At 63.3% G+C, this 12,336-nt stretch carries 10 protein-coding genes; 7 read left to right on the plus strand and 3 right to left on the minus strand.

Annotation, left to right across the window (positions count from 1 at the left end; genetic code table 11):
• Positions 1–31: 31 nt before the first annotated feature.
• The 4 genes from betA (at position 32) to selO (ending at position 8,545) form a co-directional block, all read left to right on the plus strand.
• Positions 32–1,723: a choline dehydrogenase gene (gene betA / locus IAE36_RS08000; RefSeq protein ID WP_060480782.1), complete on the plus strand. Its 1,692-nt coding sequence runs from the start codon at positions 32–34 to the stop codon at positions 1,721–1,723.
• A 230-nt stretch (positions 1,724–1,953) separates the two neighbouring features.
• The gene (locus IAE36_RS08005; protein WP_028631993.1) at positions 1,954–3,696 is read left to right on the plus strand and encodes a potassium/proton antiporter; all 1,743 of its coding nucleotides are present in this window, start codon (positions 1,954–1,956) and stop codon (positions 3,694–3,696) included.
• Positions 3,697–3,731: 35 nt separating this feature from the next.
• Complete coding sequence (gene mscK, locus IAE36_RS08010; protein WP_201211667.1) at positions 3,732–7,040, plus strand: mechanosensitive channel MscK; 3,309 nt, start codon at positions 3,732–3,734, stop codon at positions 7,038–7,040.
• A gap of 44 nt (positions 7,041–7,084) precedes the next feature.
• The gene (gene selO, locus IAE36_RS08015; RefSeq protein ID WP_201211669.1) at positions 7,085–8,545 is read left to right on the plus strand and encodes a protein adenylyltransferase SelO; all 1,461 of its coding nucleotides are present in this window, start codon (positions 7,085–7,087) and stop codon (positions 8,543–8,545) included.
• Between the two features lie 228 nt (positions 8,546–8,773).
• On the opposite strand, the gene IAE36_RS08020 is transcribed toward selO, so the two are convergent.
• The 3 genes from IAE36_RS08020 to IAE36_RS08030 form a co-directional block, all read right to left on the minus strand.
• The gene (locus IAE36_RS08020; RefSeq protein ID WP_201211671.1) at positions 8,774–9,130 is read right to left on the minus strand and encodes a helix-turn-helix domain-containing protein; all 357 of its coding nucleotides are present in this window, start codon (positions 9,128–9,130) and stop codon (positions 8,774–8,776) included.
• Positions 9,120–9,428, minus strand: coding sequence for a type II toxin-antitoxin system HigB family toxin (locus tag IAE36_RS08025; RefSeq protein ID WP_201211673.1), 309 nt, complete (start codon positions 9,426–9,428; stop codon positions 9,120–9,122). Before IAE36_RS08025 ends, IAE36_RS08020 begins: the two co-directional genes overlap by 11 nt.
• Positions 9,429–9,498: 70 nt before the next feature.
• A complete protein-coding gene (locus IAE36_RS08030; protein WP_201211675.1) occupies positions 9,499–10,272 on the minus strand; it encodes a ParA family protein in 774 nt (257 codons plus the stop codon).
• A gap of 302 nt (positions 10,273–10,574) precedes the next feature.
• Between IAE36_RS08030 and IAE36_RS08035 the strand changes: the two genes are divergently transcribed.
• From IAE36_RS08035 to IAE36_RS08045, 3 genes are read left to right on the plus strand one after another with little or no spacing between them, the layout of a single operon-like run.
• Complete coding sequence (locus tag IAE36_RS08035; RefSeq protein WP_201211677.1) at positions 10,575–11,294, plus strand: beta-ketoacyl synthase chain length factor; 720 nt, start codon at positions 10,575–10,577, stop codon at positions 11,292–11,294.
• Complete coding sequence (locus IAE36_RS08040; protein ID WP_028632000.1) at positions 11,270–12,088, plus strand: lysophospholipid acyltransferase family protein; 819 nt, start codon at positions 11,270–11,272, stop codon at positions 12,086–12,088. Before IAE36_RS08035 ends, IAE36_RS08040 begins: the two co-directional genes overlap by 25 nt.
• Entirely contained in the window at positions 12,057–12,329 is a 273-nt protein-coding gene (locus IAE36_RS08045) for a phosphopantetheine-binding protein (protein WP_028632001.1), read from the plus strand. The genes IAE36_RS08040 and IAE36_RS08045 overlap by 32 nt, the downstream gene beginning before the upstream one ends.
• The last annotated feature ends 7 nt before the right edge of the window (positions 12,330–12,336 follow it).

Consider the following 12,336-nt stretch of genomic DNA (forward strand, 5'->3'; position numbering starts at 1 on the left):
GAAGCTCGCCACTGCTTCCGGAGGAAGCCCCATGGAATACGATTACATCATCGTGGGTGCCGGCTCTGCCGGTAACACCCTGGCCACCCGCCTGACCGAAGATGCCGGCACCACCGTGCTGCTGCTCGAAGCCGGTGGCCCCGACTACCGTTTTGACTTCCGCACCCAGATGCCCGCCGCCCTGGCCTTCCCGCTGCAGGGCCGCCGCTACAACTGGGCCTATGAGACCGACCCCGAGCCGCACATGGATGGCCGCCGCATGGAGTGCGGCCGTGGTAAAGGCCTGGGCGGTTCGTCGCTGATCAACGGCATGTGCTACATCCGTGGCAACGCCATGGACTTCGACGGCTGGGCCGAGCTGCCTGGCCTGCAGGACTGGACCTACCTGGACTGCCTGCCGTACTTCCGCAAGGCCGAAACCCGCGACATCGGCCCCAACGATTACCACGGCGGCGAAGGCCCGGTCAGCGTGGCCACGCCCAAGGCTGGCAACAACCCGCTGTTCCACGCCATGGTCGAGGCCGGCGTGCAGGCCGGCTACCCGCGCACCGAAGACCTGAACGGCTACCAGCAGGAAGGCTTCGGCCCGATGGACCGTTCGGTGACCAAGAACGGCCGCCGCTCCAGCACCGCCCGCGGCTACCTGGACCAGGCCAAGAAACGCCCCAACCTGACCATCGTCACCCACGCCCTTAGCGACCGCGTGCTGTTCGACGGCAAGCGTGCCGTGGGCGTGACCTACCTGGTGGGCGATAGCGAAGAGCGCGTCGAAGCACGCGCGCGCAAGGAAGTGATCGTAAGCTCCGGCGCCATTGCCTCGCCGCAACTGCTGCAGCGCTCCGGCGTGGGCCCGCGCGCCCTGCTGGAAACCCTGGGTGTGCCGGTGGTGCACGACCTGCCAGGCGTGGGTGAGAACCTGCAGGACCACCTGGAGCTGTACCTGCAGTACGCCTGCACCCAGCCGGTCTCGCTGTACCCGTCGCTGCTGTGGTGGAACCAGCCGGCCATCGGCGCCGAATGGCTGTTCAATGGCACCGGCATCGGCGCCAGCAACCAGTTCGAGGCCGGTGGCTTCATCCGCACCCGCCCCGAGTTCAAGTGGCCGAACATCCAGTACCACTTCCTGCCAGTGGCCATCAATTACAACGGCTCCAACGGCGTGAAGGAGCACGGTTTCCAGGCGCACATGGGCTCGATGCGTTCGCCAAGCCGTGGCCGCGTGCAGGCCAAATCCAAGGACCCGCGCCAGCACCCGAGCATTCTGTTCAACTACATGGCCACCGAGCAGGACTGGCAGGAATTCCGTGACGGTATCCGCCTGACCCGCGAAATCATGGCCCAGCCGGCGCTGGACCCTTACCGTGGCCGCGAAATCAGCCCGGGCGCGCACGTGCAAACCGACGAAGAACTGGACAAGTTCATCCGTGAGCACGCTGAAACGGCGTTCCACCCGTCCTGCTCGTGCAAGATGGGCACCGACGACATGGCTGTGGTCGATGGCGAGGGCCGCGTGCATGGCATGCAGGGCCTGCGCGTGGTCGACGCCTCGATCATGCCGATCATCATCACCGGTAACCTCAACGCCACCACCATCATGATTGCCGAGAAAATCTCGGACAAGATCCGTGGTCGCCAGCCATTGCCGCGCAGCACTGCCCGGTATTACGTGGCGGGCGATGCGCCGGTGAAAGGCGCGCCGATGCGTGAAGTGAAGCAGGCGTAAGCCGGCCCCACGGGTAGCGTATCCCCTTCGGTCCTTGTGACCAGCCTGTGGCCGCGGGTTCACCTGTGAAGCCCGCCCATAGGCAGCATGGATAAAGGCACCCACTGAGGTGCCTTTTGTACATCTGCAGAAACGCTTTACATGCTGGCAATTCATCGGGTTAGAATCGATTGGCACGCGACTTGCCAGTCAAGCCTCATTCTTCCCGCAATATCCCGGAGTACCTGCCTTTGGATGCCAGCACCATCAACAGCCTGTTCCTGATCGGCGCATTGCTGGTGGGCGCAAGTATTCTGGTCAGCTCGCTGTCATCGCGCCTGGGCATCCCTATTCTGGTCATCATCCTCGCCGTCGGCATGGTCGCGGGCGTGGACGGCGGCGGCATCATTTTCAACAACTACCCCACCGCCTACCTGGTGGGCAACCTGGCGCTGGCCGTCATCCTGCTCGACGGCGGGCTGCGCACGCGGGTTGCCAGCTTCCGCGTCGCCTTGTGGCCAGCGCTGTCGCTGGCCACGGTGGGGGTCATGATCACCACGGCGCTGACCGGCATGGTCGCCGCCTGGCTGTTCAACCTCAGCCTGATCCAGGGCCTGCTGATCGGTGCCATCGTCGGCTCCACCGACGCCGCAGCGGTGTTCTCGCTGCTGGGCGGCAAGGGGTTGAACGAGCGGGTAACCGCCACCCTTGAAATCGAATCGGGCAGCAACGACCCCATGGCGGTGTTCCTCACCGTCACCCTGATCGACATGATTGCCAGTGGCCAGACCGGGCTGCACTGGAGCCTGCTGGGCCACCTGCTGCGCGAGTTCGGTATCGGCGGGCTGCTGGGCCTGGGCGGTGGCTGGTTGATGCTGCAACTGGTCAACCGTATCAACCTGGCTGGCGGCCTGTACCCCATTCTGGTGGTGGCCGGCGGCCTGGTGGTGTTCTCGCTGACCAACGCGCTGCACGGCAGCGGCTTCCTGGCCGTGTACCTGTGCGGCCTGGTGCTGGGCAACAAGCCAATCCGCAGCCGGCATGGCATCCTGCACATGCTCGACGGCATGGCCTGGCTGGCCCAGATCGGCATGTTCCTGGTGCTAGGGCTGCTGGTGACGCCCCACGACCTGTTGCCCATCGCGGTACCGGCACTGGGCCTGGCCCTGTGGATGATCCTGGTGGCACGCCCGCTGTCGGTGGTGGCTGCACTGCTGCCGTTCAAGGCCTTCCACGGGCGTGAAAAGGGCTTCATTGCCTGGGTCGGCCTGCGCGGCGCAGTCCCCATCATTCTGGCGGTGTTCCCGCTGATGGCCGGCCTGCCCGACGCCCAGCTGTTCTTCAACCTGGCGTTCTTCATCGTGCTGATATCGCTGCTGGTCCAGGGCACCAGCCTGCCGTGGATGGCCAAACTGCTGAAGGTGACCGTGCCGCCAGACCCGGCGCCCATTTCGCGCTCGGCGCTGGAGGTGCACATCACCAGCGAGTGGGAAATGTTCGTGTACCGCCTGGGCGCAGAAAAGTGGTGCATCGGCGCAGCCCTGCGTGAACTCAAGATGCCCGAGGGCACCCGGATTGCCGCGCTGTTCCGTGGCGAACAGCTGCTGCACCCCACCGGCAGCACCGTGCTGCAGGTGGACGACATGCTTTGCGTCATCGGCCACGAGCATAACCTGCCCGCACTGGGCAAACTGTTCAGCCAGGCGCCGCAGCGCGGCCTGGACCTGCGCTTCTTCGGTGACTTTGTGCTCGAAGGTGACGCAGAGCTGGGCGCGGTGGCGTCCCTGTACGGCCTGAAAGTGGACACACTCGACGCGCAAATGCCGCTGGCGCAGTTCATCCGACAGAAGGTCGGAGGCGCGCCAGTGGTAGGCGACCAGGTGGAATGGAACGGCACGATCTGGACCGTGGCGACCATGGACGGGAACAACATCCAGAAAGTGGGCGTCAGATTCCCCGAAGGAACGCGACCAGGACCAGGATTGTTCCTCTAAACTTCGTTTCTGCCTGATCCATAAGTAGCCTGCCTATGTCCTTTCGCGTGTACCTGCGCACAGCCCTGCTGGGGCTGTGCCTGTCCCTTTCCTTCGCAGCCGCTGCGGCAGAAGCCCCGACCACCGCCAGCGTGCAGAACAGCCTCGACAAAATTGCCGACCGCAAGCTGCCCGAAGCGGATCAGAAGGCTCTGCAGCAGGTGCTGGAACAGACCCTGAACCTGCTGGCCAGCAAGGAAGACAGCGAACGCAAGCTGGCCGCATTGAAGCAGCAGTTGGCCAATGCCCCGAAGGAAACCAGCGACAGCCAGAAAGAACTGGCCCGGCTCAAGCAAAGCCCGGCGCAACCGGTAGCGCAGCGCTATGCCAGCCTGTCCGTGCCACAGCTTGAACAGATGCTCAGCGAGCGCACCACCCAGCAGGGCGAGCTGCAGAAGGCACTGTCCGAAGCCAACAGCCTGATCATCAACTCGCAGACCCGCCCGGAGCGGTCCCAGGCCGAGATCAGCAGCAGCCAGGCACGTACCCAGCAGATCAATAGCACCCTCAAAAGCGGCAAGGACGCCGGTAAACCGATCAGCGCCGACCTGCGCAACCAGCTCAATGCCGAACTGGCTTCGCTCAATGCGATGACCACGCTGCGCCGCCAGGAGCTGGCTGGCAACAGCCTGCTGCAAGACCTGGGCAATGCCCGCCATGACCTGCTGATCGAACGCGCCGCACGCCTTGAGCAGGAAATTCAGGACTTGCAGACCCTGATCAACAGCAAACGCCTGGCCCAGTCACAGGAGACCGTGACCCAGCAGTCGATCGAGGCGCAAAAAGCCGGTGGCAGCAGCCTGTTGGCAACCGAGAGCGCGACCAACCTGCAACTGTCCGACTACCTGCTCAGAAGCACCGACCGGCTCAACGAACTGACCCAGCAGAACCTGCGGACCAAGCAGCAGCTGGACAGCCTGACCCAGGCCGACCAGGCACTGGACGAGCAGATCAACGTGCTCAAGGGCAGCCTGCTGCTGTCCAAGATCCTCTACAAACAGAAGCAGACCCTGCCCCACCTCAAGCTGGACCGTGACCTGGCTGACCAGATTGCCGACACGCGGCTGTACCAGTTCGAAGTCAACCAGCAGCGCGAACAGATGAGCAGCCCGGTGAGCTATGTGGACAAGCTGCTGGCCGGGCAACCCCAGGAAGAGGTGACGCCCCAGCTGCGCAAGGCGCTGCTGGAGGTGGCGATCACCCGCAGCGACCTGCTGGAGCGGCTTAACCGCGAGCTGTCGGCGTTGCTCAACGAGTCCATCACCCTGCAGCTGAACCAGAAGCAACTGCTGGGTACGGCACAGAGCCTGCGTACCACGCTGGACGAGCAGATGTTCTGGATCCCCAGCAACAAGCCCCTGGACTGGGACTGGCTGACCTACGTGCCCCAGCGCCTGGCCGACCAGGTAGCCAACCTGCCCTGGAGCTCGGGGCTGAACGAGCTGGCGGACGGCCTGGTGCAGCGCCCGCTGCTGTTCCTGCCGCTGCTGCTGGTGATCGGTGGCCTGCTGTGGCGGCGCAAGAACCTGTACGCCAGCATCGACAAGGTCCACCAGGACATCGGCCACTTCCGCCGCGACAGCCAGTGGCATACGCCGCGGGCAATCCTGATCAACATCCTGCTGGCGATGCCGGTGAGCCTGGGCCTGGCCCTGTGCAGCTACGCCCTGCAGATCGACGCCCGTGGGCAGAACGCCAACCTGGGCGCCGCCTTGTGGCAACTGGCCCAGGCCTGGCTGGTGTTCTACACCGCCTATCGCATCCTGTCGCCAGGCGGGGTGGCGGAGGTGCACTTCCGCTGGCACAAGCCTCAGGTCGAATTCCTGCGTGGCTGGGTGCGCCGCCTGGGCACCGTGGTGCTGGCCCTGGTAGGCGTGGTGGCCGTGGCGGAGCACCAGCCCTCGGCGCTGGCGGATGATGTACTGGGCATCGGCGTGGTGCTGACCTGCTATGCGCTGATGGCGTGGCTGCTCAGCCGCCTGCTGCTGAGCAGCCCGGCACACCGTGACACCTCGCTGTTCCGCAAAGCCGTGGGTGTGGCGTTCACCGCGCTGCCCATCGCCTTGTTCATGGCCGTGTGCTTCGGCTACTACTACACCGCGCTGAAGCTGACCGACCGGCTGATCTACACACTCTACCTGCTGCTGTTCTGGCTGGTGATCGAAGCCGCCTTCGTGCGCGGCCTCTCGGTGGCAGCGCGGCGCCTGGCCTACCAGCGTGCGCTGAGCAAGCGGGCGGCCGCCAAGGAGGGGCTGGACGGTGAGGTCATCATCGAAGAGCCCACCCTGGATATCGAACAGGTCAACCAGCAATCCCTGCGCCTGATCCGCCTGGCCCTGCTCGGCGGGTTCATTGCCGGCCTGTACTGGGTATGGGCAGACTTGATATCGGTGTTCGCCTACCTCAACAATTTCGTGCTGTACGAGTACACCAGCGGTACCGGCGCGGCCGCCAGCATGGTCCCCATCAGCCTCGGCGACCTGCTGGGCGCGCTGGTGATCGTGGGCATTACCTTCGCCCTGGCCGGCAACCTCCCTGGCCTGCTGGAGGTGCTGGTGCTGTCACGGCTGAACCTGGCCCAGGGCAGCGCCTACGCCACCACCACGCTGCTGTCGTACACCATCGTCGGGGTGGGTATCGTCAGCACCCTGTCCACTCTGGGGGTGAGCTGGGACAAGCTGCAATGGCTGGTAGCGGCACTGTCGGTGGGCCTGGGTTTCGGCATGCAGGAAATCTTCGCCAACTTCATTTCCGGCATCATGATCCTGTTCGAACGCCCGGTGCGCATCGGCGACACCATCACCATCGGCAACCTGTCGGGCACGGTCAGCAAGATCCGCATCCGGGCCACCACCATCACCGATTTCGACCGCAAGGACATCATCGTCCCCAACAAGACCTTCATCACCGGCCAGCTGATCAACTGGTCGCTGACCGACACGGTCACCCGCGTGACGCTCAAGCTTGGCATCGACTACGGCTCCGACCTGGACCTGGTGCGCGACCTGCTGCTCAAGGGTGCCCACGAGAACCCGCGCGTGCTCAAGGACCCGGAGCCGCTGGTGTACTTCCTGCAATTTGGCGAAAGCTCGCTGGACCACGAACTGCGCATGCACGTGCGCGACCTGGGCGACCGCAACCCGACGCTGGACGAGATCAACCGCTACATCAACCGTGAGTTCAAGGCCCACGACATCAAGATCTCGGTACGTCAGGTGGAGGTGTTCCTGATGGACACCAAGGGTGGCAAGCAGCAGCTGATCCCGCAGGACACACCCAAACCCGATGGCACTGCTGCGGTGTAGCAGGCTCGAATGCCTTATGCTTCGCTGAACTTCAGGAGCCGCCTGTGAAAGCACTCGACCAACTGACCTTCGACAACCGCTTCGCCCGCCTGGGCGACGCCTTCTCCACCGAGGTGCTGCCAGAGCCTATTGCAGAGCCGCGCCTGGTGGTGGCAAGCCAGGCAGCCATGGCTTTGCTGGACCTGGACCCGGCTCAGGCCGAGCTGCCGGTTTTTGCCGAGGTATTCAGCGGCAATAGCCTGTGGGACCAGGCCGAGCCACGGGCAATGGTCTATTCCGGGCACCAGTTCGGCAGCTACAACCCGCGCCTGGGCGATGGCCGTGGCCTGCTGCTGGCCGAAGTGGTCAACGATGCCGGCGAGCACTGGGACCTGCACCTCAAGGGTGCCGGCCAAACCCCGTATTCGCGCATGGGCGATGGCCGCGCCGTGCTACGTTCATCCATTCGCGAGTTCCTCGCGTCCGAAGCCCTGCATGCCCTGGGCATCCCCACCAGCCGGGCGCTGTGCGTGGTCGGCTCCAGCACCCCGGTGTGGCGCGAAACCCGCGAGAGCGCTGCAATGCTGACGCGCCTAGCCCACAGCCACGTGCGCTTTGGCCACTTCGAGTACTTCTACTACACCAAGCAGCCCGAACAGCAGCGCCAGCTGATCGACCACGTGTTGCAGCAGCACTACGCCGAGTGCCTGACGGCCGAACAGCCCTACCTGGCCATGTTCCGCACCATCGTGGAACGCAACGCCGAGCTGATCGCCCGTTGGCAGGCTTATGGCTTCTGTCATGGGGTGATGAACACCGACAACATGTCGATCCTGGGCATCACCTTCGACTTCGGCCCGTTCGCGTTCCTCGATGATTTCGATGCCAACTTCATCTGCAACCACTCCGATGACCGGGGCCGTTACAGCTATGACAACCAGGTACCCATCGCCCACTGGAACCTCAGCGCGCTGGCCCAGGCGCTGACCACGGTGATCGAAGTGGAGCCGCTGAAGGACGCGCTGGGGCTGTTCCTGCCGCTGTACCAGGCGCACTACCTGGACCTGATGCGCCGGCGCCTGGGGCTGACCACTGCCGAGGATGACGACATGGCGCTGGTCGAGCGCTTGCTGCAGCGCATGCAGAGCGGCGGCGTGGACTACAACCTGTTCTTCCGTACCCTGGGCGACCAGCCGGTGGCCGAGGCGTTGCAGCGGGTAAGGGACGACTTCATCGACCTGGCCGGCTTCGACGGCTGGGCGGCGGACTACCTGGCACGCTGCGCCCGCGAACCTGCCAACGCCGAAGGCCGGCGCGCGCGCATGCATGCGGTAAACCCGCTTTATGTGCTGCGCAATTACCTGGCACAGAAGGCCATCGAAGCGGCTGAAAGCGGGGATTACACGGAGGTGCGGCGCCTGCATGCAGTGCTTTGCAAACCGTTCGAAGAGCAGCCAGGGATGGAAGCCTATGCCCAACGCCCGCCGGAGTGGGGCAAACACCTGGAAATCAGCTGCTCTTCCTGATTCAGGCGTTGTGGGTAGGGCTGCACACAATGGGTTGATCTGAAAAGAACCCGTGGGAGCAGTTGTCTTCCACAAAATCTGAACGCTGGCGCAATCCACCTTGTGGGAGCGGCTTCAGCCGCGAACACCGGCGAAGCCGGGGCCATACCCCGCGCTATTTGCTTCGCGGATAAACCCCACAGTGAATAGGCCTTGCTTACTGAAACACTGCCCTATACGTGTGACTTCTTACGCGCCTGCCAGCAATGATTCGTAAGGAATGCGGAGGCCATCATGGAGACGCTTGATCATCGAGAGACTCAAGCCCCGTTTACCATTTAGCACTTCCGATACTCGGCCACTTGCGCCGATATAGGGTTCAAGATCCCGTGCAGTAAGTCCCTGTTGGTCCATGCAAAATTTAATGGCTTCAATCGGGGTAGCAGGATGGATTGGGTAGTGCTTGCTTTCGTAAACTTCGATCAGCGTGACTAGAACTTCCATTTCATCGGCCTCAGCCGTGCCAGCCTCTGCTTGGAAAATAGCTTCTAGCCTCTCGAATGCCGCTCGCAGATCATCATAATTGCGGATCGGTTTAATATCCATTGACTGTCTCCACGTCGATTTCGTCATACCGCTCGTGCGTACCGATGAACTTAACCCATGCAACACCCGCACGGTATTGAATCTCCACGACTAGCCGATACTTATTGCCTCCAATGTTGAAGACAACGCGGTTATTGCCACAGACACTGGCACTACCCATTTGATTCTTCACATCCTGTGGCGTTCGCCATTCTGCCTTGAGCACGATGTCATGCCAGCTTTCGAAGGCCGATTTGGCGTCTTGACGGCCAGGCGACTCCCAAAATTTCACCAAACTGCTCTTGGCAATAATACGCATCCGGGCCAATCTCCCTTTTTGGGAGATTATGCCGAGAGTTTACCGCCGCACCAAGCTCTCGCCAAGCCAGCTACGCCCCCCGCTCCAGCAAATCGTGCAACTCCACGAATTGCTGTGTCAGCTTGTGCCGGGGTTCGAGGTGGATCAACGGCAGGCTGGCGTGGTGCGATTCGCGCATTTTCACCGAGCTGCCCAGGTAAACCGGCAACACGGGCAAGCCTTCGGCCAGTAGCTCGTCGAGCATCTGCTGGGGCAGGCTGGCGCGGGCCTGGAACTGGTTGACCACAATGCCTTCGACCTGCAGGTCTTCGTTGTGGTCATCTTTCAACTCTTCGATTTCCGCCAACAGGCCGTAAAGGGCCTGGCGCGAGAAGCTGTCACAGTCGAAAGGGATAAGCACCCGATCGGCAGCGATCAACGCTGAAACCGCATAGAAATTCAGTGCTGGCGGCGTATCGATGTAGATTCGGTCGTAGTCCTCGTCCAGCGCCTCGAGCAGCTTACGCAGCTTGTTGATCTTGTGCTTGGCCTCGAGCTTGGGCTGCAAGTCGGCAAGCTCCGCCGTGGCAGTGACCACATGCAGGTTGTCGAACGGGGTTTCGTAGATGTCCACCTTGTTCTTCTTGGCGAACGGCCCGCTGGACAAACTCTGCTTGAAGAAGTCGGCAATGCCCATGGGGATGTCGTCGCCGGTCAGGCCGGTGAGGTACTGGGTGGAATTGGCCTGGGCATCCAGGTCTATCAGCAGGGTACGGTAACCTTCATGGGCACTCACCGCCGCCAGGTTGCAGGCGATGCTCGATTTGCCCACGCCACCTTTCTGATTGAATACCACGCGCCGCATGGCTGATCTCCGTGTGTAGACGAGTGCCCGAGTATGTGCGGGCCACGTGACAATAACCAGCACCGTCGCAGGCAATAGCAGCCTGCCAGCACGCAGCACCGGCTGTCGGAAACAGGCAACTATTCGATCAGACGATGCCACACGCGATTGAAGGCGTTGTCTGTTTGGATCCGAATCCATTGCTACATGCACGCCGCACCGGGATAATGCGCGCCACTCGACGAACGCACCCACCCTTGCAGGCATGCGCCGAGTCATTCCCTCGGCATGGAAGTCCCTCGGGGCGGGAAAGAGAAACCACTGTGATCACCTTTGATATCACCCAATGGCGTGCCTGGGCTCCGGGCCTTTCGGCGCCTGCTGATTGGCAGGCCTGGGCCTGTGGGCAGCAGCCACCCGCCGGCGATGCCGGGGCACCCGACGTGGCCTTCCTGCCCGCCATGCAGCGGCGGCGGCTCAGCCACATGGCGCGGATGGCGTTCGCCGTGGGCTGGCCCCTGGCCGAGGGCCAGCCGCAACTGCCACTGGTGTTCGTTTCACGGCATGGTGAAACACCGCGTACGTTCTCGATCCTCAGCGAGCTGGCGGCGAATCAGCCGTTGTCCCCTACCCAGTTCAGCCTGTCGGTACACAACGCGGTAATCGGCCTGTGGTCGATCCTGCGCGGGTCCACGTGCGAAATGACCGCGCTGGCCGCCGCCGGCGACGGCTTTGAGCAAGGCATCCTGGAAGCGGCCGCGCTGCTGGCCGAAGGTGCGCCAGCCGTGTTGCTGATCGTTACCGAGGAGCAACCACCGCAGGTGTATGGGCCGTGGATAGACGACGTGCCCTTCGCCTACGCGCTGGGCCTGTTGCTGACCCCGGGCAAGCAGTGGCAACTGGCACCCGCAACCACCGCTGAACCGTCACCGCACGGGGCATTGCCCCATGGCCTCAGTTGGCTCAAGGCCATGTTGACTGGCTGCGATTCTTTCAACCACACATGGATGCGTCGTACATGGAACTGGCACCGTCAGCTGTGAGCAGGCCCCGCGACGCCTACCATTGGCGCCTGCTGGCAACCGCCGCGAGCTTCTTTGTATTTGGCCTGGGCTGCCTGGCCCTGCGCCTGCTGGTGTTCCCGTTGCTGGCGTGCCTGCCTGGGGGCAGCGGCCGCCATCGCCTGCGTGCGCGGCGCACCATCAGCTGGCTGTTCTGGCGCTTCGTGCGCTTCATGCGCGCCGCCGGTGTACTCACCTACCAGATCGACGGGGCAGAGCGCCTGGGCCGGCCCGGGCAGATGATCATCGCCAACCACCCTTCGCTGATCGATGTGGTGTTCCTGATTGGCCTGGTGCGCCAGGCCAACTGCGTGGTCAAGCAAAGCCTTTTCGACAACCCGTTCACCCGCGGGCCGGTCAGCGAAGCCCAGTACATCGGCAACAACGGCAGCATGGACATGCTCGACGCCGCCGTCGACTCGCTGCAGCAGGGCCAAACGCTGGTGATCTTCCCCGAAGGCACGCGTACCCCGCCAGGCCAGGCGCCGGCCTTCCATCGCGGGGCCGCCGCCATCGCCCTGCGTGGCGCGAAAATGGTCACCCCCGTCACCATCAGGGTCAGCCCCACCACGCTGACCAAGAACGAACCCTGGTACCGCATCCCCAGCCGCCGCGTGCACCTTACCTTCAAGGTAGGGGCCGATATCGATCCCCAAGTGTTCAGCGCCCTGGGCCCGGCGCCCAAGGCCTCTCGCCTGCTGAACGATTACCTGCATGACTACTTCCTCAAGGAGCTCGCCGCCGATGAGCGCGCCACAGCAAGACCTCAACCGTGACCTCAAACAGCTGATCATCGACGCCCTGGGCCTCGAGGACATCAGCGTCCAGGACATCGACGACGAACAGACCCTGTTCGGCGAAGGCCTGGGCCTGGATTCGGTCGATGCGCTGGAGCTTGGCCTGGCGATCCAGAAGCGCTACGGCATCAAGATCGATGCCGATGCCAAGGACACCCGCAACCATTTCAGCAACGTCGCCACCCTGGCGGCATTCGTCACTGCCCGTCAGGCCGCCTGAGACCGCA

Origin of the sequence: Pseudomonas sp. S36, from assembly GCF_016647875.1 — a bacterium.
GTDB classification, from domain to species: Bacteria; Pseudomonadota; Gammaproteobacteria; order Pseudomonadales; family Pseudomonadaceae; genus Aquipseudomonas; species Aquipseudomonas parafulva.

What these genes read in the sequence shown, in the direction of transcription:
- betA (WP_060480782.1), top strand. Translation starts at nt 32, where the DNA reads ATGGAATACGATTACATCATCGTGGGTGCCGGCTCTGCCGGTAACACC.
- mscK (WP_201211667.1), top strand. Translation starts at nt 3,732, where the DNA reads ATGTCCTTTCGCGTGTACCTGCGCACAGCCCTGCTGGGGCTGTGCCTG.
- IAE36_RS08020 (WP_201211671.1), bottom strand. Translation starts at nt 9,130, where the DNA reads ATGGATATTAAACCGATCCGCAATTATGATGATCTGCGAGCGGCATTC.
- IAE36_RS08025 (WP_201211673.1), bottom strand. Translation starts at nt 9,428, where the DNA reads ATGCGTATTATTGCCAAGAGCAGTTTGGTGAAATTTTGGGAGTCGCCT.
- IAE36_RS08030 (WP_201211675.1), bottom strand. Translation starts at nt 10,272, where the DNA reads ATGCGGCGCGTGGTATTCAATCAGAAAGGTGGCGTGGGCAAATCGAGC.
- IAE36_RS08040 (WP_028632000.1), top strand. Translation starts at nt 11,270, where the DNA reads ATGGAACTGGCACCGTCAGCTGTGAGCAGGCCCCGCGACGCCTACCAT.
- IAE36_RS08045 (WP_028632001.1), top strand. Translation starts at nt 12,057, where the DNA reads ATGAGCGCGCCACAGCAAGACCTCAACCGTGACCTCAAACAGCTGATC.